Genomic DNA, 21,036 nt, shown 5'->3' with positions numbered 1-21,036 from the left:
TATATTAGATTAGGGAATTCATGAGATGTTAATTTAGTAAATTTGACCATTCAGGATCGGACGCATCACTGGGTGTTTTGATTTCTCGCTCGTTATGACCAGTCAAGTCAATTGCATAAATTCTATTTTTGCCGGAAGATTTGCCGTTTGATGACCAACCTTTAGCAAACATAATAACCCGTCCATTAGGCGACCAACAAGGGCTTTCGACTAAATAACCACTTGCTATTACTCTTTCACTATTTTCATCATCTTGCGGATATGGCTTCATAACACCGATATTAAAAGTTTTACCTTCTGAACCTCTAATAATTTTAGTAAATGCTATATAATCCCCTCGAGGCGACCAGCTAGGAGCCATATAAGAACCACCACCAAAGCTAATACGCTGGACATTGCTACCATCAGAATTCATTATATATAGTTGAGGAACACCATTTCTATCAGAATTAAAGACAATTCTACGTCCATCCGGTGAATAGCTCGGGGAAGTATTAATGCCAAAACCATCAGTCAGTTTATGAAGCCTTTTTGTTGCAAGGTCAATCTCATAAATATGAGTTGAGCCGTTCTTAGCTATAGACATTACAGCTTTTTTACCATCAGGGGCAAATCTTGGTGCAAAGGATATTCCAGCAAAATCACCAACTATACTTTCTTTGCCTGTTTTTAAATCCTTTTCATAAACAAGAGTTCGTCTTTTAGTAGCATAGGAAACATAAAAAATCTTATCTGCTGAACCAGAAAATCTTGGAGTTAAAACTAACGATTTACCATCGGTAATATATCGATTATTAGCCCCATCATAATCCATTAAAGCAATTCTTTTTACCTTTTTTAAATCAGGACCACTTTCAGCTACATATATTATCTTACTATCAAAATAACCAGTATCACCTGTGATTTTTTCATAGATTTTATCAGCAATTTTATGGGCTGCTCTTCGCCATAAATTTTCAGGTAGTTCAAGTACTTCACCGCCGAGCTGTTTTTCAAGTAATGTATCCCATAATATAAAACTGATTCTAAGCTTACCATTTTCAAGCTTTTTTACTGCCCCATTAACCAGTAAACTAGCATTAATTTGACGCCATGCAGCAAAAAGCGGTTTATACCCAATACCAGTTTTTTCTTCTATAAAAGAAGCCGAAGAAATAGGACGAAACAACCCACAAAGTTTTAGATCATTAGATATAACTTTCACTATTTCATGACCTACTGTATTATCTGAAGCAGAATCAGCCTCAAAATTATTCACCGCTATCGGAGTTGGGTCAGCCGTTCCATATTCAATATTGATTGTCTCAATAGCATAGCTATTAAAACTAAAAAATAGTAAAACAAAATATATAATGTTTTTCACTAAATTACTCCTTTGTGTGGTGGCGTCACCTCGTGGCTAGAATTGCCCGCATGGATCGAAAAACGCCCTAAGGTAGCCATCCCGTGATTTATTCACGGGATGACAGGGGAAAATGATCCATGCAGGCAATACCGCCACAGGATGACAAATTACAACTTACCCGGATTAAAGGTAAACTCAAACTCTTTCCAATGATTAAATCTTGCAGGATCAAGATTTTCGATAGGGCTTGCTTTCCATACTGCCCTAACTGCACTATCTGCTAATGCTTCGCAAATACTACTTGGAATCCCAGGGCAAATTTTTTTTACAACTTTTGCCTGTTCTACATTACCTGCTTTATCTAAAACAATATGAATAAATATTATTAGATTCTTATTACCCCTAGCACCTGCCGGAATATTGCTCCAATTTCTTTCAATCTGACGCCTTATTGATGAACTTTCATTATCTGAAAGAGGTAATCCTTCTGAATAAACTCCCTTAGCCTCTTTCTTATTATCAACTTTCTCTGACCTTTTATGCTTATTCGATTTTACATTATCACCTTCTGAAGACTGTTCCAAGTTCTTTAATAAAGAATCAAGCTCATCAGTTTTAGGTTCTTGCTTTTTTTCCTCTTTAGGTTTCTCTATCGGCTTTTTTTCTTCTTTCTTTTCTTCAGTTTTTTTTGCCTCTGCTACCTGTTTTTTTTCCTCTTCTTTAGGCTTTTCTTCTTTTATTTCCTCTTTTTTCTCAGGTAGTGCTTCCTTTACTTCTTCTGGTTTTTTCTCCTCTATCGGCTTTTTTTCTTCTATTTTTGGCTTTTCTTCTACTGGTTTGATTTCAGGTTCTTTTGCTTTTTCCTCTTTAGGTAAATCTTTAGGCTTCTCTTCTTTAGGTTTAGTCTGCTCTGATTTTTTAGCATCTTCGTTCTCTATCGGAGCTTCTTTTTGCTTCGTTTGCGTTATGATATTAGCTTTCTCACTAATAGGCAACATTTCAAAAGTTATGGTTTGTTCTTCTGGTAATTTTTCAAAAAGAGATGGCATACCAAATAGAAAAAAATATAAAAGAAGTAAGTGCAGTGCAATAGAGCAGCTAAGGAAAACTGTGAAATTATCCTTATTGTTTGTATCGTTACTTTTCATTATTTTTAATATTTGAAATAAGAGCTACACGAGAAAATCCGGCTGCATGAATTTCTGATACTACTTCTACCACTTCACCATAAGAAACGTTTTTATCACCTCTCACAAAAATCCTAGTATCTTTTTTCTCTTTAGTGATATTTACAAGCTTATCAGTTAAATGCTTTCTTTCAATAGGTGTTTCAAGCAAGAAAACTTCCCCTTTATTATTGATAGTAACAACTAAAGGCTCATCTTGTCCTGAAATTGGGCTTGAATTTGTTTCAGGTAAGTCGACATTTACACCTGAAACTAACATTGGGGAAGTGATCATAAAAATAATTAGTAACACAAGCATCACATCGACAAGCGGCGTAACGTTGATTTCACTAACTACAGCTCTTTTACTTTTTCTATTACTTCCAGCAAGCTTAATAGCCATTACATTTTCTCCTGATCTATTGCCTTAGAAAGTATGGAGTTTAACTCGCTAATAAAATCTTCCATTTTATTATTGATCAGAGTAATACGGGAAATAAGATAATTATAAAAAATTACTGCTGGAATAGCTGCAAATAAGCCTATTGCGGTTGCAAGTAACGCCTCAGCAATACCAGGTGCTACTACTGCAAGTGAGGTATTTTTAGAAGTAGCAATTGATTGGAAACTATGCATAATTCCCCAGACAGTACCAAATAGCCCAATAAAAGGACTACTAGAGCCGACAGTTGCTAGAAAGCTTAAGTTCTTCTCAAGTTTTTCGATTTCTCGGTTTTGAGCAAGATACATAGAATTTGTAATACGCTCTTTATGATTATTTTTTAATAGCTCAGGAAGTCCCTTAGTATTTATACTTTTACATTCATCCATAGCTGAGATGAATATTAAAGCTAGCGGATTATTAACTGACCTTTTTATGCTATCATATAACTGCTCTAAAACACCACCTGACCAAAAAGTATTTTCAAATGATCGCATTTTTCGTTGCACTTGCATTAGCTTAAATACTTTATCCAAAATGATAGCCCACGACCAAATAGAAGCGATAAGCAGCATTAACATAACTGACTTACCGATAATATCAGATGAACTTATTAAAGAAAAAATCGATAAATGATCTTGCACAGCGACTTCTAAACCATCGCTAATATTAGTATCTGCACTCATTGAATATATTATTTAATTATCTTAAAATTAAATAATATATTCATATTTTGATTTTGTCATTAGGTATGTAGAAAATTTTTAAGTTTCTAGAGGATTAAGATATAAAAATATTGTACAAAATAGAAATTGGATTTATAATTTGTACAATAAGTAATATTAGCAAATTTATATTATGTTTGATCGTGATATAACCGATTATATAAAATATTCGGCAAAGTATTATCCGGTGGTTACTGTTACAGGTCCACGCCAATCCGGTAAAACTACTTTAGTAAAAATGATTTTTTCAGATAAACCCTATGTCTCACTTGAGGATATAGATATAAGAGAGTTTGCCCAAAATGACCCTAGAGGTTTTTTATCTACTTATAGTCAAGGTGCAATCATTGATGAAGTACAATACTGCCCTAATTTATTTTCATATATACAAACGAAAGTAGATAATGACCAAATTGCTGGACAGTTTATTTTAACAGGTTCACAGAATTTTTTATTGCTTGAAAGCATCTCACAATCCTTAGCGGGTAGAGCAGCTATAGTTTATTTACTTCCTCTTAGCTATAACGAAATAAGTAAAAAACTACCTGTTACAGGTGATCCTCTAAATTTTATATTTAAAGGCTTTTATCCTAAGCTTTATACTCAAGATTTATTACCTAGTGTGTGGTATAGAAACTACATCCGTACTTACATAGTGAGGTGGCCCAATTTGTCTAGACTAAAAATTAAGATTTATGAGATATAAATTGTATTATAATTTTACTCAATAATTTTTGTAGAATACACCTGTTCTGGAGTGAGATATTCTAATGACTGGTGCATTCTTTTTCTATTATAAAAATTTATGTAATCAGTTATAGCATTTTTTGCCTCCTTGACAGTATTTAAAACCATCAAATATATTTTTTCTTGTTTTAATGAACGCCAAAATCTTTCTATAAATACATTATCTAGGGCTCTGCCTTTACCATCCATACTGATTTTGATTTCACGTTTAATTAGTTTATCTGTAAAATCTTTTGATGTAAATTGAGAACCTTGATCTGTATTAAAGATTTCAGGCTGACCATATTTTATTATTGCTTCTTCAAGTGCATCAATACAAAAGTCACTTTCTAAACTAATAGACACCTTCCAGCTCACAATATAACGACTAAACCAATCAATAATTGCTACCAAATATACAAATCCTTGTGCCATTCTAATATAAGTGATATCTGTACTCCATACCTGATTTACTTTAATAATTTCAACTCCTTTTAAAAGATATGGATATATTTTATGAGCTTGATTGCACTTACTTAAGTTCATTTTAGGATAGATAGCTTCAATAGCCATTATTCTATAATAACGACTTACTGCCTTGCGACCGATTGTGATTCCAAATGGTACAAGGTGCTCAGACATTCTTCTTGCTCCAAAGTAAGGATGCTGTGTGTATATTTCATCAATCACTTGCATTATTTTTAAGTCTTTTTGGGTTAAGCCTTGTGGCTTGTAATAATAGCTAGATTTGTTAATAAACAGTAGAGTACATTGCCTAGCGATACTTAGATTACTACACTCTTTATCTACCATATTTTTTCTAATTGCCAAGTCCAAACAATGTAGATTTTTTTTTCAACCAGTCACGTTCAACAGTTAACTGGCCTATTTGTTCATACAATTGTTTTATTAAATCCTGATGATCTGGATCCTTAGATTGTGGCTTAATTTGAAAACCACTAATTAAATTTTCTATACCTCTTTTCTTCCATGCTTGTATTTGTGTCGGATGAACTCCATATTTGCTACTAATTTGAGCTATTGTCATTTCAGCTTTTATTGTTTCTAAAACTATCTTTGTTTTTTCTGCTGCACTATATTGTTTTGCTTTTTTGGACATATAATTTCTCTTTTGTATCTGAAAATTATATCTCATTCTAGCATTTTAGTAGTCCAGTTTTTGGGTACCATTATATTTACAACAATCTCTAATTATTTGATTAATTTCTTTATCGCTAATTTTTTTATACTCTGCAGCAATATCTTCTTCAGATAGGCTAACATCATATTTTTCTTTAAAGATATTTGGTATTATTTTTTGTTTTACAGTTTCAATTCTTTTTTTATTACTGTTAGTAATTATTTGTTCTTTTTTTTCTGAGTCTAAATTTTTAAGCCATGTGGAAACAATGACATTTTCTTTCTCATTCCAATAGTTATAATTTATACTATATTGTATAGTTTCAATCGTAATATTATATTCTTTTTTTGATAAAAATTGTTCCACTTTATCTTCAGCATAGACACCTAACACAAAATTATTGTGCTGCCTGTCTATAATCAAGATGTTATCAATTATTGCTAAATAATCATTAGAATTATCAACAATCTTTTTATATACATTTACAACGTCTGCCTCCGTAATTTCCTTTACCTCTGTTCCAAAATCAGCATATTCCCCTAATTCTTCACCAATTATATATTCTAACTCCGAACAAAATTCAGAATTTATCAAGTCTGTAAGTTGTTTTTGCTTTTCTATACTCATATTAGAAATCCAGTCGGTTATAACCTTATTTGCTGAATTTTTTTCTAATATTTCTGCCAACGTGAATTTTACATTATTTTCCAAAAATTCTAGAATTATATTTGGTTTTTGTTCATAATCTTGCTTTTCTTCTCCCATATACATAATAACACTCCGATATGTTTAATATTAATTAATGTAATATTTATATTACAAGTTATTCAACAAGCCTAAAATAAAAATATACAGAAAGTTGAAATTACAGTTGGAAATTTAACTTAATAGTTATTAACGAAATGGAGATAATACTGATTCTTATAATTAAATATAGAGAAGAAGAGATGGTATAAAAACCACATAGCAGGAAAAAGTAATTATAGCAACTTTATTGCCAAAATATCAATTTAACCAAACAAGATAGCAGGAATGTTGATAGTAATCCCGTAAGCCATAGGACAATAAACCACTGCCATCTATTCAAACGGGAAGTCATTTTGAAATATAAATTTTTAATACATAGGGTGATGCGAAGATTTGCCACGGAATATATAATAACAATAAAAAGTGTAACCAAGTATAACAGGTAAAAATATCCCTGCCCCAACTAATAGTAAAGATTGCGACTCCGGTGCTGCTGCTGCTTTTGCAAGCGTTACCTTATAAGGCACTATAAATGGCCATATACTTATAGCAAGCCCTAAATATCCTAATAAAAACAAAGAAATAGTATATATAAATGGAGCTACTTCTTTTTTATCTCTTACAGCTTTAATTAACCTAATAAATACTATAGAGGTTAAAATAGGAACAACAGATAAGTAGTAAATATTTGGTATACTAAACCAACGATGACGTATTTGATCATTCAAGAAAGGCACCCAAAGGCTTACAAGCCCCATAAAAAGTGCGACATAAAATAAGATATATAGTGTAGATTTATACGCCCAATCTTGTGTTTCTTTTTCGGTTTTCATGATAAGCCACGTACCACCTAAGAGAGCGTAACCAAATATCAATGCTATTCCCGTCATCACTGAAAAAGGAGTCAGAAAATCAAATGCGTTCCCTACAAATTCCCGTCCCTCTACTTCTATACCTTGCACAAATGTGCCAAGCATTAAACCTTGACAAAAAGCAGCAAGCATAGAACCAAAATGAAAAGCATAATCCCAAATATAACGATGTCCTATATGTGCTTTAAACCGAAATTCAAAAGCAACTCCGCGGAATATAAGACCGAGTAACATCAGGATAATAGGGATATACAAGGCCGGTAATAGCAAAGAATACGCAAGAGGGAAAGCAGCAAGTAACCCACCGCCACCAAGCACTAACCAAGTTTCATTACCATCCCAAAAAGGAGCAATGGAATTGATCATCTTATGACGACAATCATCAGTTGGAGCGAACGGGAATAATATACCGATCCCTAAATCAAAACCGTCTAACAAGACATATAAACAAATAGCAGTAGCTATAAGACCGCCCCAAACAAGCGGTAAATCTATATAAGCAGAGAAATCAAACATAAGATTTTTATTTTTATAATAAGTTATTTATTTAGATATATCAATATAATGATGAGCCTTAGCAGAGTTAATAAATAAAAATTTACTATTTTTTTATAAAAAACTCTTTTACTTTTTCAATTTTTTATTAATATCTAAGCATTATTATATTTTAGGAATAAAGATGCCAAAAAAATGCACACAAATACTTGATGAGTTCTTGCAAGTAATACATCAAAATATAGTTGGAGAAGATAAAGCTATTATAGATATATTAAATACTTTAGGTATAGAGCAAGCTAATGATCTTATTAGTGCTGCTTTTTTAAAGCACTTTAAATTTATGCAGTTAGAACAGTGGCAAAGATACCCATTAAATATAGTTAGTACTGATATTATTGATGAACAAGGTGAAAATGTTATTCATAAATGTGTTAGATACGATAAAATTGATTTTCTAAAGCATATTCCATCTATTGGCTTTAATCTAGGAATACCAAACAAAGATGGAGATACCCCTCTTCATCTTGCTTATAAAAAATTAATATATGCTCAAAGTTATCCAACTTTTACAAAGGCTAAAAATACTCTTTTAAATATAGTTAATTTTAAAAATAAGGACGAAATATCATCGCAATTTATGGGGGTACTAATTAATTTAGAGTATATTTTTAAGCCTGTTATAGATTTTAACTATAATGTTGCAACTTTTAATCATTTTATGCATCATAAGCCTTCAGTACCAATTTTACCTGATATAAATATACCTATTAATAACTTTAAGCCTTTACTACCTCGCATAACCTTGCCTAAAGATATAAATGAAACTTCCTCATTTAGAGATCTAGCACCTCCTGGACACAAGCGTAAAACAAATAGTATGGAATATAATAATACAAAGAAACATAAAACTATCAGTAATGACTCACATCATAATTTATATTCATCTATTGAAAATAAGAGATTAGATAACGATCTAAACTCTACAAGCAAAACAACAACTACTACCTCATATAATGAGTTAAATAAGTCACTTATTGCATTTTCTAATACAAATAATGCATCTATAGATGAAGATGGAGTAGAGATTGTTTTAAGTGGACATAATTTATAGTTAATTCACTCTTGGTTCTAGTTACCAAACCATAAAACGAGTATAATTTTCTGATTATTTTTAGAAAGATTTAACAAGCTTTTTTTATAAGAAAATTTTTTACTATAAAATTTCGAGTTTTTTCTTCCAATAGATGATATGACACAACAGAAATTATAAAATTGATAATAAAAGCTATTATAACTACAAAATGAAAGCTAATATCTGGATAATTCTGAATTAATTTCTTTCCAACTTCCATCGCAACAAATTGCCATAGATAAAAAGAATAACTAATTTTTCCTAAATATTCCAAAATTTTATTATTATAAAACTTGGATTTAGAATGATAGACTGTTACAATCCATAACCCAAGCAAAGGAGTAATTATAAACTGTCCGTTCATATACTGATATTGCCTTTCACAATTTATGCAAATGAAAGCTAATAAAGCTATTATTATTAACCCACCAATTAAATACCTGACATAATAGTTGCAAATACTAAAATATAATGTTAGAATGAAATAATGCTAAAAAAAGAAGATTTTAGGACATTATCAACGAGTGTACAAGCAGCTTTAAGAAAAGTTGCATTAAGAGCAATTGATAAAGGAGAAAAACAATCAGATGTATCAAATCTTATAGGAGTAACACGTCAGACTATTAGTAACTGGGTTAACAAAAGAAGAAGAGGTGATAAATATGCAATAACTGGCAAGTCTAGAGGAAGAAAGACAGGAGAGAAAAGAATAATAAATGAAATGCTGGGTAAAAAAATACAAGATTATATAAATCACTCTAGACCAGAAGATCACAATATCAAATCTGCACTATGGTCAAGAAAAGCTATTAATGCCCTGATTAAAAAATGCTGTGGTTTCTTTTTGCCATTAAGTACGATTGGAGAATATTTAAGAAGATGGGGATATACTGCACAAAAACCAAAGAAATTAGCTTATGAGCAACAGCCAAAACAAGTTCAAGTATGGCTAGATGAAGAATATCCCGCAATAGTAAAACAAGCACAAATGGAACAAGCTGAAATACACTGGTGTGATGAAGTGGGTATAAAATCAGAATGTCAGGTGTTACAGAGCTATTCTTTAAAAGGCAAAACACCCGTAGTTATTCATAAATCAAAACGATTTACTATAAATATGATATCAACTGTTACGAACAATGGTAAACTAAGGTTCATGTTATATGAAGATACACTAAAAACAGATATATTTATAGAATTTCTAAGAAGATTAGTGAAATCTGCAAGAAGGAAGATCTTTTTAATATTAGACAATTTAAAAGTACATCATAGTAAAAAAGTATACAGCTGGACAAATAAGCATAAAGATAAAATTTCTTTGTTTTTTTTGCCTCCTTATACTCCACAACATAATCCAGATGAATACTTAAATAATGACTTAAAAAGAAATGTAAATAGAAAACATATACCTCTTACAAAAGATGAGTTAAAATACAATCTTAAATCTTATTTACGTTGCTTACAGAACAATCCTAAACATATACAAAAATTGTTCCAAGCCGATGATGTTAAATATGCCTCTTAAGTCAGGTATTTAATTGGTGGGTTAATATATGCCTGCTGTAGTATCTCTTAGGTTTAACCCAATTATTAAAGATTTTGCTCAACGCTTAAGTAATGCTGGAAAATCCAAAATGGTAATAGTAATTGCTTCTATGCGTAAGTTGCTACATATAATTTATGGGGTACTCAAGAACAACGTTCCTTTTAATGTAAATATTTAGTCAAAACTTACGCTATGAATAAAAAAATGATAAATTATTATAAGAATAATTATAAATATGACAAAGAGAAAAAGATTGCAAGCAATAGCAATTAATAGAACAGACTACAGTCAATTTTTAACAGTTAGTCAAAAGAATTATAGTTTGACCTACTACGCTGAACATGCGAAGAAATGTAGCCATGATGTGATTAATAGATTTTTAGGGAATGAAAAATATACTCCTTCTTTGTTATGGGAACATATTAAGGGTGATATTATTTTGTCACCTAACGGGTATACAATATTTGATGATACGGTGTAAAATAAAAGGAATACAAAGAAAATAGAAATTGCTAGAATTCAGTATAGTGGAGCTACAGGTGGAGTTACTACCGGTATAGGAATAGTGAGTCTTGTATACTATAACCCCGATATTAATAAGTTTTGGGTAATAACTTATCGAATTTTTTCGCCTGATCATGATGGAACAACGAAACTAGATCACCTACTCAACATGTTAAATAATGCTGTGTATAGCAAAAAGATTTTTTAAACTGTACTTTTTGATACATGGTATGCTACACACAAAATTATGCAACATGTTGACTCCTTGGGCAAATATTATTATGCCCCTATTAAAGCCAATAGAAACGTTAGTAAAACTTGTTCTTCTGAGTCTTATAGGGCTGTTAGTAAGTTAACATTTTCAGATGAAGAAATTAGACATGGAGTAGAGATTCATATAAAAGGATTTGCTAAAAATAAGCATGTTAATTTGTTTAAATTTACTGTTTCTACCAACAGAGTTGATTATATTATTACTAATAACAAAACTCAAAAATCTTCTAAAGCTATACAAGATGAGTTTGGCTATCGGTGGGTAATTGAGAGTATGCATAGAGAAATTAAGCAACTGACTGGTATAGAACGTTGTCAATGCAGAAAACAGCGAATCCAACGTAATCACATTAGTTGTGTATTTCTAGTTTGGGCCTTTCTTAAAAGAACTGCACATAAAATAGGTAAAACAGTTTACCAACTAAAGTTGGGGCTTTTAGATGATTATATGCAACAACAGCTCCGTTCTACATCTTTACGCTATTTAGAACCATCTATAGCGTAAGTTTTTTAGTTAAAAGGATCTAGAAAATAATAGATAAAACGTGTTAATAAATAAATTGTTACACAAAACATGAAAAAAGTTATTGACCTTCAAGACGGTATCTTGTATACCAATATCAGTTTTTCTATTCAAACCGCTCTTACGTATAGTTGCTCGCATTGATTTTTGTGCTTCTTGGCTTACCGCAGGAGTGAAACTCACAAATAAACTATTATCTCTGCTATTTTGTACTTTCCTACTGTGAAAGCTATATCCTAAAAATGTAAACTTTGTATTTGGATATTCCCCTTTCCGCTTTCCATCTTTGCAATAAACAATCTTTGTCTTTTTTGGATGTAACTCTAACCCACAATTCTCAAATCGTTGTTTTAGATTTACCAATAGTTCCTGCATTTGTTTTTCACTATTCCCATGAACTAAACCATCATCCGCATACCTGCACCATTTTAGTGTTGGGTAGTGCCTTTTCATCCAGTCATCAAACACATAATGTAAAAATAGGTTACTTAACACAGGACTAATCACGCCGCCTTGTGGCGTTCCTTTAGTTCTTATGCTTATGTCACCATTCGGTAACTGCGTAGGAGCTTTTAGCCATCTTTCTATGTATAATAGTACCCATTTATTATCTGTGTGTTTTCTTACTGCTTTTAATAGCAATTCATGTGGTATGTTGTCAAACGATCAACCATCTTAATACCCGTTTCAACAACCCAAATTTAAAAGATATTAAAAAAGTAAAAGTAGTGGATCCTACGCACCCACTATTTGGTCATTCTTTTCATGTATTAGAATGGCACAATTCACCAAGTAATGAAGGATTTATTTATGTAGAGTACCAGCATCTAACTCGACTCTATATTCCTATTGATGTTACTAATATTGCTTTTGTACCTCGAATTCCTACAACTAAGTTAACATGTGAGAGCATTCTAGCATTGACTAACTTAGGAATGGAGATACCAAGCTTATGCCTCAACCACCAAAACAAGTTTGGCAGCGATTATCAGAAAAACAACAAAATGAAATCTTAACCGAACTATTAAATATTTGTCAGGAGATTACCTATGAACATATCAGAACTAATAACATCACAACACTTGGCTCTCAAAGCAATAATTTATATTCGACAGTCAACATTGCATCAAACTCTAACCAATCAAGAAAGTCTAAAATTGCAGTATGCACTTAAACAACGTGCTTTTGAATTGGGTTGGCAAGCAAATAATATTGAGATAATAGATGCAGACCTTGGATTAACAGGTGCAGAAGCTAAGCATCGCGAAGGATTTAAATCATTACTAACACAAGTAACACTTGGTGAAGTTGGTATTATTTTATCATTTGACGTAACACGATTATCTCGCAATTGCTCAGACTGGTATCCACTATTAGATGTTTGTGGCTATCGCCACTGCTTAATTGCTGATCGTGATGGTGTTTATGATCCATCTAGTATGAATGGGCGTTTGCTTCTAGGCTTAAAAGGTCAATTAGCAGAAGTAGAGTTAAGCACAATCCGTACTCGACTAACTGCAGGATTATTAAATAAAGCACAACGTGGAGAGTTAGCTCTATCGTTACCAGTTGGATTATTGCGTAACTGTCTGAACCAAGTTGAAAAAGATCCTAATCGTGAAGTCCAGGACAGTATTCAACGTGTTTTTAATATTTTTCTGCAAGTAAAAACAATATCACAAACATTAGCTTACTTTAATAAGCATGGACTAATGATGCCACGCTATGATAAATTTAAACAATTAGAGTGGCGTAAACCGACGTTAGCTACTTTATCTAATGTCCTTAAAAACCCAGCCTATGCTGGTACTTTCGTTTATGGAAAAACTCGTACCTCTAAAATAGGACCTTCTGTAGTGGATAAAGTAACACGAAAATTACCGCCAGAACAATGGAAAATTATTATTCCAAATAAATATCCTGCCTATATTTCAACTGATATATTTGATAAAATCGCAAACATGCTTAAACAAAATTATGCCGAATATACTCGCAACAAAACTCGTGGTGTGCCACGTTACGGAGCAGCTTTACTGCAAGGCATAATTTTCTGTGGTGCTTGTGGTCATAAAATGTGCATTCAGTATAAAGGTGGAAATCGTTACTTATGTAACTATCTCAGAAGCCAATATCGTACCCCAATCTGTCAATTTTTGTCCGCGGATTCAATTGATGAATATGTAATTAAAACTTTTTTTGAGGCACTCTCACCGATAGAATTAAATGCTTATGAAGCCTCTTTAAAGGAGAAGGAGCTTGAAACCCAGTCAGTGCTTAAAGCTCAGCAGCAAAAATTAGAACGTTTGAGTTACCAAGCTAAATTAGCTGAAGCACAATTTAACCAGGTCGCCCCCTGTAATAGACTAGTTGCTGCCGAATTAGAAAAACGATGGGAACAAGCATTACTTGCTCTTAAACAAGCAGAAAAAATCATTGAAGAAAAATCAAAAGAAAAGTACTCTATTGAAATTCCTGATGAAATTAAATGTGCTTTTAGAGATATTGGCAAGCAACTACCCACCATATGGAACAAGCAAGCATTATCTCACAAACAACGTAAAGAATTTTTACGCTGCCTTATTGATAAAGTTGTTGTTCATCGTCAAGAACGTGATACTATATCTGTACGGATTGTATGGAAAGGTGGTAATACAACAACTACGTCAATTAATGTTCGTGTAGGTTCTTTTAAAGAATTATCATCGTCACAAGAAATAGAGAAAAAAATAATCGAACTAAGTCAGAAAGGTATAAATGATGAATCTATTGCTCAACAATTAACTACTGAAGGTTATCGTTCACCTATGAAACCCTATGTAATACCCAGCACGGTACAAACTATTCGTCTTAAGCACCGGCTATGAGGGTGTCAGAAAGTTTGTGTAAGTTGTAAAAACAGTTAAGAATAAAATTAATTAAAACAACTTACATGAGGCTAATATGAAAAATAAGAGCAAAGTATCAAATCCGACTATAGAAAAAGTAGTATCAGAAATACTATCACAAAGTGATCCAACTGAGATATTTGGGAAGGAAGGGATATTTCAGGAATTTAAAAAGCAGATAGTAAATAAGATTCTAGAGAAAGAAATGGAAGCTCATATAGGTTATGAGAAGCATTCTAAGAATACCAAGGATTCAGATAATAGACGTAATGGCAATTATGAAAAGACTTTAATAGATCCAGAAGGTCGTAAATTGACAGTAGAAGTGCCAAGGGATCGGGAAGGAGAATTTGAACCTCAACTAATTCCAAAAGGAGTACGAAAATTTGAAGGATTTGATGATAAAGTAATATCGTTATATGCTAGGGGAATGACTATTCGAGAAATACAATGGCACTTAGAAGAACTATATGCCACCAAGGTATCATCTGAGTTAATATCAAAGATAACTGATGGCATTTTAGAGGAAGTTACTGTTTGGCAGAATAGAGCACTTGATAGTATATATCCTATAGTGTACTTAGATTGTATTCATGTTAAATCCAGGGATAATCATGTAATAATAAATAAAGCAGTATATCTGGCTATAGGAGTTAATATGGAAGGCAAGAAAGAGCTATTAGGTATTTGGATAGGCAAGAATGAAGGTTCTAAGTTTTGGATGCAGGTAGTAACAGAACTGAAGAATCGTGGTGTAGAACAAATATATGTTGCATGTGTTGATGGTCTTAAGGGTTTTCCGGAGGCGATAAATAGCATTTTTCCAAAAACCATAGTGCAGTTGTGTATTGTTCATATGGTAAGAAATTCTGTAAAATACGTATCATACAAAGATTTAAAATCGGTAACAGCTGATTTAAAGGCAGTTTATTCTGCAATAAATGAAGCCGAGGGATTAAGAGAATTACAAAACTTTGCCAAAAAATGGGATGACAAATATCCAGTTATTTTTGATATATGGCAACGAAATTGGTCTGGCATAGCTCCATTTTTTAGCTTTCCAGAAGACATTAGAAAGGCGATTTACACTACTAATGCTATTGAATCCACTAACCGTCAAATTCGTAAAATTATTAAAAATAAGGGAGTATTTCCAGATGATAAATCGATTCAGAAAATAATCTTTTTGGCATTGACAAATGCCTCTAAAAAATGGACAATGCCTATTAAGAATTGGGCGATGGCTTTAAATCAATTTGCAATTCTTTGTGATACTAATTTACAAAATTGGGCAAATGGAGAAATTGTACTTACACAAAGAATCTGACAGAACCCCGGCTATTACAAAAAGAATCACAATCTCATCAATTATGCAAAGAAGGATTTTTATCTGTAACTCAAGTCGCCCAAAAAATAGCTGTAGATAGACACTGGATTTATGATAGAATTCATAATGGCCGAATTAAAGTATCTAAAAATACTGAAACAAATGCTTACTTGTTCCCCGACCATTATGACACAATTAAATTATTTAATCAGTTAAAAAATGGTCACCTTTATTATGTGGATTTTAGAAAGGAGTATCAACATGCCTAATCAAACAACCCTTTAATGTCAAATTCCAATATCCAATTACTTTGCCAGCAACGCTTTTGAGTAACCCCTATCGCTTCCAATGCTGATTTCTTAGGTCTGTAGCCATAAGAGTCCGGATAAAAATAAGGTTCTACTAAAGGTTCAAAAACTAACTTTACTACCATCTGAGCTATCCTATCAGATACTGTTAGTATCCCTAGAATTCTTTCACCGCCACCTTTCTTCGGTATGGCTACCGCTTTTACTGCCGCATGTCATTGCTAAAGTAAAGGGGACCACTAAATTGCACGAAAAAGGGACCAGAGAATTTGGTGTAACCTAATAAGGTTATAATGTGCAATATTCACTAGATAATTAATTAAAATAAATATCTAGTGATACAATGATAAGAATAAATATGTACACAACAATTATCACCCTTTATAAGCAAGGCAACAGTCAAAGAAATATTGCCAAACTAACAAGGATAGACCGTAAAACAGTAAGAAAAATAATAAATCGTTACGTAGAGTCTGGTACAGAATATCCTGCACCCTATGAACGATCTTCAGCACTGGATTCTTGGCACGAACAAATAATTGAGTTATTAGAAAAGAATCTAAGTTACATAAGAATTTTTGAAGAGTTAAAAATTCAAGGTTATACAAAAAGTTATGGTTCGCTAACCCGTTATATCAAAAAATATAAGATTCAGAATAACAGTTGCATTCGTTTTCATACTTTAGCAGGAGAGGAAGCACAAGTAGATTTTGGTGACATAGGCTTACAGTATAATGCCCAAGGGCGTAGAGTTAAAGCATATGTGTTTAATATGCGTTTAAGCTATAGTCGCCTTGATTATTATGAAGTAGTGTTTGATCAAAGTTGTAAAACATGGATACAATGTCATATCAATGCATTTAATTATTTTGCTGGTAGTCCAAAAGTAATAAAACTTGATAATCTTAAAGCTGGGGTGGTAGATAGCAATTTCTATGAGCCTGTATATCAGAAGGAATACAAACGTTTAGCTGATCATTATGGGATTTTACTTTCTCCTTGTCGTATATATCAACCTCAAGAAAAAGGCAAAGTAGAATCAGGCATAAAGTATGTCAAAAATAATTTTTTTGCTGGACGTAAATTTCATAGATATGAAGAATTAATACACGATCTTGCAAACTGGTTAAATAAAGCAAATAACCGAATACATGGTACTACTAAAAAAATTCCTCAGGAACTATTTGAGCAAGAAGAAAGTAATAATTTAATGCCCTTACCATTAGAAACGTTTGATTTATCATCGTGGCATAATCGAAAAGTAGCAAAAGATTGTCATATCACCATAGATAATAATTATTATTCCGTACCAGCAAAATATATATACAGTGAAGTATTGGTACAATTATCACCAAACCTTGTTCAAATATTTTCTATACAAAATGATTTAATAGCAAGGCACGTTAGAGTAGATGGCAAAGGAATATTTACCACTAATCCGTCTCATTATGCCAAATATAAACGTCTATGCCCAGGTTTTATAGAATATAGCGAACATTATCAACAACAAATGCAGCAGATAGGCAATAATTGCAGTTTATTATTAGAGTTATTACAACAAACACGAGTAAATGATTGGCAACGTTGTGCCAGAGGTATTATTTCTTTACGTAAGGTTTACAATGATGAGTTAATAGATAAAGCCTGTCATAGAGCATTACATTACGGTATAAGTTCTTACTCTAAAATTAAGAATATCTTAAATAGTAATGCAGTAAACTTACCATTGCCAGAGTTTGGAGGTCAGAATGCAGAACTTGCTTAATGACCTACGTAGTTTTAGATTATCAGGTATAGTCAATAGCTTAAATGAAAGGATTATTTATGCTCAAAATAATAAACTAGGATTTAAAGAATTTCTCTCACTATTATGTGAAGATGAAAAATCTCACCGTAAGTATAATAATTACCGTCGTCGTAAAAATGCTGCTAAATTACCGGTAACTAAAAATTTAGAAGACTTTGATTTTCAGTTCCAACCAAGTATTGATACCAAAGTAATAAGTGATTTATCTACTTGTGATTATATTAATACTAAGGGCAATGTCATATTCATAGGTAATTCTGGAACTGGCAAAACTCATCTTGCTATTGGATTAGCATTAAAAGCTTTAACACGAGAATACTCTGTATATTTTACTACGGTATCGGATATGCTTTATAATTTACATATTGCAAGAGCAGATAATAGCTATCACAAAAAAGTTAAATTACTCTTATCATTTGACTTATTAATTCTTGATGAGTTAGGTTTTAAGCAATTACCAAAACATTCAGTAGATGATTTTTTTAATATTATTGCTAAACGATATGAAAATAAATCTACCATTATCACCACAAACAAGGATTTTGAAAGATGGAATGAAATATTTGCTGATGAGTTATTAACTCATGCAATTATTGATCGAGTAGTACATCATGCACATATACTAAACATCACAGGTAAAAGTTATCGTATTAATAACTATAAATCTGGAGGTAATATGACATAAAAAATTTTAAATAAAGTGGTCCCTTTTTCACGTAATTTAGTGGTCCCTTTTTATTTGACAATGACATTGGAGTATAAGGAGGCAAAAAAAACAAAGAAATTTTATCTTTATGCTTATTTGTCCAGCTGTATACTTTTTTACTATGATGTACTTTTAAATTGTCTAATATTAAAAAGATCTTCCTTCTTGCAGATTTCACTAATCTTCTTAGAAATTCTATAAATATATCTGTTTTTAGTGTATCTTCATATAACATGAACCTTAGTTTACCATTGTTCGTAACAGTTGATATCATATTTATAGTAAATCGTTTTGATTTATGAATAACTACGGGTGTTTTGCCTTTTAAAGAATAGCTCTGTAACACCTGACATTCTGATTTTATACCCACTTCATCACACCAGTGTATTTCAGCTTGTTCCATTTGTGCTTGTTTTACTATTGCGGGATATTCTTCATCTAGCCATACTTGAACTTGTTTTGGCTGTTGCTCATAAGCTAATTTCTTTGGTTTTTGTGCAGTATATCCCCATCTTCTTAAATATTCTCCAATCGTACTTAATGGCAAAAAGAAACCACAGCATTTTTTAATCAGGGCATTAATAGCTTTTCTTGACCATAGTGCAGATTTGATATTGTGATCTTCTGGTCTAGAGTGATTTATATAATCTTGTATTTTTTTACCCAGCATTTCATTTATTATTCTTTTCTCTCCTGTCTTTCTTCCTCTAGACTTGCCAGTTATTGCATATTTATCACCTCTTCTTCTTTTGTTAACCCAGTTACTAATAGTCTGACGTGTTACTCCTATAAGATTTGATACATCTGATTGTTTTTCTCCTTTATCAATTGCTCTTAATGCAACTTTTCTTAAAGCTGCTTGTGCACTCGTTGATAATGTCCTAAAATCTTCTTTTTTTAGCATTATTTCATTCTAACATTATATTTTAGTATTTGCAACTATTATGTCAGGTATTTAATTGGTAGGTTAATAAAATACTTTCTTATTAGTACCGGATAATTATTAAAAAAGAATTTGTCATTGCCAGGATATGCATTATAATGGTACCCAAAAACTAGACAAGAAAATAGAGAAAAGTAGGTATAATATCTCCTAGGAAAAGGAGCAAAAAATGAAAAAACAAGTTAAAAAATATAGTGCAGAAGAAAAAGCAAAAATAGCAATTGAAGCAATATCTGGAGAAATGACTATAGCTCAAATTACCAGCAAATATGGTGTTCACGCTAATCAGATTTATAAATGGAAGAAAGAAGCTTTAGATTTTATGGTTTCTGGATTTAAATCGAAATCTAAACAACAAGATACCGGCCAAGAAGATTTAATTAAATCATTATTTGAGCAAATAGGCCAGTTAACAGTTGAAAGAGACTGGCTTAAAAAAAAATCTAGTATCTTTGGATTTAGAGGTTAGGAAAAAAATGATAAGTTATGCTTCAAATTTAACCATAGCAAGACAATGCAAACTTTTAGATTTAAACCGCTCAAGTTACTACTACCGAGCTAGGAATACCTTAGATGATAAGGAGTATAGAGTACTGAACAGAATTGATGAGATTTTTACAGAGCATCCCTATTATGGTACTAGAAGAATGTCTCATGTCCTAAAATCCGAAGGGTTAAATGTTAGTCGTAAGATGATAAGAAAATATTATAAAATACTTGGTATTGAAGCAGTATACCCAAAGATTAATTTAAGCCGTAGGAATCAGGCTCATAAAGTATACCCATATCTATTAAATAATATAGAGGTGGTTTGCTCCAATCAAGTTTACTGTGCAGATATTACTTACATAAGATTAAAGCAAGGTTTTGTATATTTGGTTGCTATAATGGATTGGTATAGTCGTTATATTTTGAGTTGGCGGGTGTCGATTAGTTTAGAAAATGATTTTTGTATTGAAGCTCTAAATGAAGCAATATCTATACATGGCAAGCCTGACATTTTTAATACGGATCAAGGAGTACAATTTACATCAAAAGATTTTACTCAAATACTTGAGCAACAAGGCATAGCTATTAGTATGGACGGCAAAGATAGAGCCTTAGATAATGTATTTATTGAACGTTTTTGGCGATCTTTGAAACAAGAGAAGATTTATCGTTTTGATCTTGAAACGGTACGTGAAGCAAAGATAGCTATCAGAGATTATATAGAATTTTATAATCAGCAAAGACCTCATCAATCGCTTGAATATAAGACACCTGAAATGATACATTTTGCAGAAAAACTAGAAAATTATCAAGAGGCTATATGACATAGAAAATGCAAACTTTACTTTGAAAAACCAATACATTAATACAGGAGAATTACACCTCTAAAATTTAAAAAATTTGTCTAGACAAAGGGTACCACCTCATTTAG

24 protein-coding genes and 1 pseudogene are annotated in these 21,036 nt (G+C 31.9%); 13 read left to right on the top strand and 12 right to left on the bottom strand.

Going from position 1 to position 21,036, the window contains the following annotated elements; translation table 11 throughout:
• Positions 1-28 precede the first annotated feature (28 nt).
• The 4 genes from tolB to tolQ form a co-directional block, all read right to left on the bottom strand.
• The gene (gene tolB / locus AAGD54_RS01505) at positions 29-1,363 is read right to left on the bottom strand and encodes a Tol-Pal system beta propeller repeat protein TolB (protein WP_341794828.1); all 1,335 of its coding nucleotides are present in this window, start codon (positions 1,361-1,363) and stop codon (positions 29-31) included.
• A 149-nt stretch (positions 1,364-1,512) separates the two neighbouring features.
• Positions 1,513-2,493 (bottom strand): energy transducer TonB, encoded by a 981-nt coding sequence (locus tag AAGD54_RS01500; protein ID WP_341794827.1) that lies wholly within the window; start codon positions 2,491-2,493, stop codon positions 1,513-1,515.
• Positions 2,483-2,914 (bottom strand): protein TolR, encoded by a 432-nt coding sequence (gene tolR, locus AAGD54_RS01495; protein ID WP_341794826.1) that lies wholly within the window; start codon positions 2,912-2,914, stop codon positions 2,483-2,485. The genes AAGD54_RS01500 and tolR overlap by 11 nt, the downstream gene beginning before the upstream one ends.
• Positions 2,914-3,639: a protein TolQ gene (gene tolQ, locus AAGD54_RS01490; RefSeq protein WP_341788818.1), complete on the bottom strand. Its 726-nt coding sequence runs from the start codon at positions 3,637-3,639 to the stop codon at positions 2,914-2,916. Before tolQ ends, tolR begins: the two co-directional genes overlap by 1 nt.
• Positions 3,640-3,811: 172 nt before the next feature.
• On the opposite strand from tolQ, the gene AAGD54_RS01485 reads away from it, so the two are divergent.
• Positions 3,812-4,384 (top strand): ATP-binding protein, encoded by a 573-nt coding sequence (locus AAGD54_RS01485; RefSeq protein ID WP_341794825.1) that lies wholly within the window; start codon positions 3,812-3,814, stop codon positions 4,382-4,384.
• Between the two features lie 14 nt (positions 4,385-4,398).
• On the opposite strand, the gene AAGD54_RS01480 is transcribed toward AAGD54_RS01485, so the two are convergent.
• From AAGD54_RS01480 to cydB, 4 genes are all read right to left on the bottom strand, one after another.
• Entirely contained in the window at positions 4,399-5,217 is an 819-nt protein-coding gene (locus AAGD54_RS01480) for an IS3 family transposase (protein WP_341794824.1), read from the bottom strand.
• A 7-nt stretch (positions 5,218-5,224) separates the two neighbouring features.
• A complete protein-coding gene (locus AAGD54_RS01475; protein ID WP_341794311.1) occupies positions 5,225-5,524 on the bottom strand; it encodes a transposase in 300 nt (99 codons plus the stop codon).
• Between the two features lie 45 nt (positions 5,525-5,569).
• Positions 5,570-6,310 (bottom strand): hypothetical protein, encoded by a 741-nt coding sequence (locus tag AAGD54_RS01470; protein ID WP_341794823.1) that lies wholly within the window; start codon positions 6,308-6,310, stop codon positions 5,570-5,572.
• Positions 6,311-6,660: 350 nt separating this feature from the next.
• The gene (gene cydB / locus AAGD54_RS01465) at positions 6,661-7,680 is read right to left on the bottom strand and encodes a cytochrome d ubiquinol oxidase subunit II (protein ID WP_016947812.1); all 1,020 of its coding nucleotides are present in this window, start codon (positions 7,678-7,680) and stop codon (positions 6,661-6,663) included.
• Positions 7,681-7,843: 163 nt separating this feature from the next.
• On the opposite strand from cydB, the gene AAGD54_RS01460 reads away from it, so the two are divergent.
• Positions 7,844-8,773 (top strand): ankyrin repeat domain-containing protein, encoded by a 930-nt coding sequence (locus tag AAGD54_RS01460; RefSeq protein ID WP_341788814.1) that lies wholly within the window; start codon positions 7,844-7,846, stop codon positions 8,771-8,773.
• A 70-nt stretch (positions 8,774-8,843) separates the two neighbouring features.
• Here AAGD54_RS01460 and AAGD54_RS01455 read toward each other — a convergent pair whose 3' ends face one another.
• Positions 8,844-9,209, bottom strand: a complete 366-nt coding sequence (locus AAGD54_RS01455) for an acyltransferase family protein (RefSeq protein WP_341795156.1) — start codon at positions 9,207-9,209, stop codon at positions 8,844-8,846.
• Between the two features lie 72 nt (positions 9,210-9,281).
• Here AAGD54_RS01455 and AAGD54_RS01450 point away from each other — a divergent pair, with 72 nt between their 5' ends.
• The 4 genes and pseudogenes from AAGD54_RS01450 to AAGD54_RS01435 all read left to right on the top strand — a co-directional run bounded on the left by AAGD54_RS01450 (position 9,282) and on the right by AAGD54_RS01435 (position 11,622).
• Complete coding sequence (locus tag AAGD54_RS01450; RefSeq protein WP_341794320.1) at positions 9,282-10,319, top strand: IS630 family transposase; 1,038 nt, start codon at positions 9,282-9,284, stop codon at positions 10,317-10,319.
• Positions 10,320-10,344: 25 nt separating this feature from the next.
• Positions 10,345-10,518 (top strand): annotated as a pseudogene (locus tag AAGD54_RS01445) (IS110 family transposase); the annotation flags it as partial.
• A 57-nt stretch (positions 10,519-10,575) separates the two neighbouring features.
• On the top strand, positions 10,576-10,821 hold the full coding sequence (locus AAGD54_RS01440) for a hypothetical protein (RefSeq protein WP_341794822.1): 246 nt from the start codon (positions 10,576-10,578) through the stop codon (positions 10,819-10,821).
• A gap of 270 nt (positions 10,822-11,091) precedes the next feature.
• Positions 11,092-11,622 carry a transposase gene (locus tag AAGD54_RS01435; protein ID WP_341794821.1) on the top strand — a complete coding sequence of 177 codons (531 nt, stop codon included), beginning with the start codon at positions 11,092-11,094 and terminating at the stop codon, positions 11,620-11,622.
• A gap of 9 nt (positions 11,623-11,631) precedes the next feature.
• Here the strand turns inward: AAGD54_RS01435 and AAGD54_RS01430 are convergent, their stop codons facing one another.
• Positions 11,632-12,282 (bottom strand): reverse transcriptase domain-containing protein, encoded by a 651-nt coding sequence (locus AAGD54_RS01430; protein WP_341794820.1) that lies wholly within the window; start codon positions 12,280-12,282, stop codon positions 11,632-11,634.
• A 310-nt stretch (positions 12,283-12,592) separates the two neighbouring features.
• On the opposite strand from AAGD54_RS01430, the gene AAGD54_RS01425 reads away from it, so the two are divergent.
• The 3 genes from AAGD54_RS01425 to AAGD54_RS01415 all read left to right on the top strand — a co-directional run bounded on the left by AAGD54_RS01425 (position 12,593) and on the right by AAGD54_RS01415 (position 15,852).
• The gene (locus AAGD54_RS01425; protein WP_341795225.1) at positions 12,593-12,814 is read left to right on the top strand and encodes a hypothetical protein; all 222 of its coding nucleotides are present in this window, start codon (positions 12,593-12,595) and stop codon (positions 12,812-12,814) included.
• The gene (locus AAGD54_RS01420; RefSeq protein WP_341795155.1) at positions 12,723-14,504 is read left to right on the top strand and encodes a recombinase family protein; all 1,782 of its coding nucleotides are present in this window, start codon (positions 12,723-12,725) and stop codon (positions 14,502-14,504) included. Before AAGD54_RS01425 ends, AAGD54_RS01420 begins: the two co-directional genes overlap by 92 nt.
• A gap of 76 nt (positions 14,505-14,580) precedes the next feature.
• Positions 14,581-15,852, top strand: coding sequence for an IS256 family transposase (locus tag AAGD54_RS01415; protein ID WP_341794247.1), 1,272 nt, complete (start codon positions 14,581-14,583; stop codon positions 15,850-15,852).
• Positions 15,853-16,117: 265 nt separating this feature from the next.
• Here the strand turns inward: AAGD54_RS01415 and AAGD54_RS01410 are convergent, their stop codons facing one another.
• Positions 16,118-16,294 (bottom strand): hypothetical protein, encoded by a 177-nt coding sequence (locus AAGD54_RS01410; protein WP_341795154.1) that lies wholly within the window; start codon positions 16,292-16,294, stop codon positions 16,118-16,120.
• A 224-nt stretch (positions 16,295-16,518) separates the two neighbouring features.
• On the opposite strand from AAGD54_RS01410, the gene istA reads away from it, so the two are divergent.
• Positions 16,519-17,925 (top strand): IS21 family transposase, encoded by a 1,407-nt coding sequence (gene istA, locus AAGD54_RS01405; RefSeq protein WP_341794291.1) that lies wholly within the window; start codon positions 16,519-16,521, stop codon positions 17,923-17,925.
• Positions 17,909-18,652, top strand: a complete 744-nt coding sequence (gene istB / locus AAGD54_RS01400; protein WP_341794375.1) for an IS21-like element helper ATPase IstB — start codon at positions 17,909-17,911, stop codon at positions 18,650-18,652. Before istA ends, istB begins: the two co-directional genes overlap by 17 nt.
• On the opposite strand, the gene AAGD54_RS01395 is transcribed toward istB, so the two are convergent.
• Positions 18,618-19,577, bottom strand: coding sequence for an IS630 family transposase (locus AAGD54_RS01395; RefSeq protein WP_341794819.1), 960 nt, complete (start codon positions 19,575-19,577; stop codon positions 18,618-18,620). The genes istB and AAGD54_RS01395 overlap by 35 nt on opposite strands.
• 208 nt (positions 19,578-19,785) lie before the next feature.
• Here AAGD54_RS01395 and AAGD54_RS01390 point away from each other — a divergent pair, with 208 nt between their 5' ends.
• Positions 19,786-20,085: a transposase gene (locus tag AAGD54_RS01390; RefSeq protein ID WP_045812944.1), complete on the top strand. Its 300-nt coding sequence runs from the start codon at positions 19,786-19,788 to the stop codon at positions 20,083-20,085.
• A 7-nt stretch (positions 20,086-20,092) separates the two neighbouring features.
• On the top strand, positions 20,093-20,929 hold the full coding sequence (locus AAGD54_RS01385) for an IS3 family transposase (protein WP_341794232.1): 837 nt from the start codon (positions 20,093-20,095) through the stop codon (positions 20,927-20,929).
• Positions 20,930-21,036 lie beyond the last annotated feature (107 nt).

Source organism: Rickettsia endosymbiont of Rhinocyllus conicus (assembly GCF_964026465.1).
Lineage (GTDB): Bacteria > Pseudomonadota > Alphaproteobacteria > Rickettsiales > Rickettsiaceae > Rickettsia.
This window is presented reverse-complemented; position numbering and strand designations above follow the sequence as displayed.

Excerpts from the sequence above, each read along its gene's own strand:
- AAGD54_RS01500 (WP_341794827.1), bottom strand. The coding sequence starts at position 2,493 with ATGAAAAGTAACGATACAAACAATAAGGATAATTTCACAGTTTTCCTT.
- tolR (WP_341794826.1), bottom strand. The coding sequence starts at position 2,914 with ATGGCTATTAAGCTTGCTGGAAGTAATAGAAAAAGTAAAAGAGCTGTA.
- tolQ (WP_341788818.1), bottom strand. The coding sequence starts at position 3,639 with ATGAGTGCAGATACTAATATTAGCGATGGTTTAGAAGTCGCTGTGCAA.
- AAGD54_RS01485 (WP_341794825.1), top strand. The coding sequence starts at position 3,812 with ATGTTTGATCGTGATATAACCGATTATATAAAATATTCGGCAAAGTAT.
- AAGD54_RS01480 (WP_341794824.1), bottom strand. The coding sequence starts at position 5,217 with ATGGTAGATAAAGAGTGTAGTAATCTAAGTATCGCTAGGCAATGTACT.
- AAGD54_RS01475 (WP_341794311.1), bottom strand. The coding sequence starts at position 5,524 with ATGTCCAAAAAAGCAAAACAATATAGTGCAGCAGAAAAAACAAAGATA.
- AAGD54_RS01470 (WP_341794823.1), bottom strand. The coding sequence starts at position 6,310 with ATGGGAGAAGAAAAGCAAGATTATGAACAAAAACCAAATATAATTCTA.
- cydB (WP_016947812.1), bottom strand. The coding sequence starts at position 7,680 with ATGTTTGATTTCTCTGCTTATATAGATTTACCGCTTGTTTGGGGCGGT.
- AAGD54_RS01460 (WP_341788814.1), top strand. The coding sequence starts at position 7,844 with ATGCCAAAAAAATGCACACAAATACTTGATGAGTTCTTGCAAGTAATA.
- AAGD54_RS01450 (WP_341794320.1), top strand. The coding sequence starts at position 9,282 with ATGCTAAAAAAAGAAGATTTTAGGACATTATCAACGAGTGTACAAGCA.
- AAGD54_RS01440 (WP_341794822.1), top strand. The coding sequence starts at position 10,576 with ATGACAAAGAGAAAAAGATTGCAAGCAATAGCAATTAATAGAACAGAC.
- AAGD54_RS01435 (WP_341794821.1), top strand. The coding sequence starts at position 11,092 with ATGCAACATGTTGACTCCTTGGGCAAATATTATTATGCCCCTATTAAA.
- AAGD54_RS01425 (WP_341795225.1), top strand. The coding sequence starts at position 12,593 with ATGCCTCAACCACCAAAACAAGTTTGGCAGCGATTATCAGAAAAACAA.
- AAGD54_RS01415 (WP_341794247.1), top strand. The coding sequence starts at position 14,581 with ATGAAAAATAAGAGCAAAGTATCAAATCCGACTATAGAAAAAGTAGTA.
- istA (WP_341794291.1), top strand. The coding sequence starts at position 16,519 with ATGTACACAACAATTATCACCCTTTATAAGCAAGGCAACAGTCAAAGA.
- istB (WP_341794375.1), top strand. The coding sequence starts at position 17,909 with ATGCAGAACTTGCTTAATGACCTACGTAGTTTTAGATTATCAGGTATA.
- AAGD54_RS01395 (WP_341794819.1), bottom strand. The coding sequence starts at position 19,577 with ATGCTAAAAAAAGAAGATTTTAGGACATTATCAACGAGTGCACAAGCA.
- AAGD54_RS01390 (WP_045812944.1), top strand. The coding sequence starts at position 19,786 with ATGAAAAAACAAGTTAAAAAATATAGTGCAGAAGAAAAAGCAAAAATA.
- AAGD54_RS01385 (WP_341794232.1), top strand. The coding sequence starts at position 20,093 with ATGATAAGTTATGCTTCAAATTTAACCATAGCAAGACAATGCAAACTT.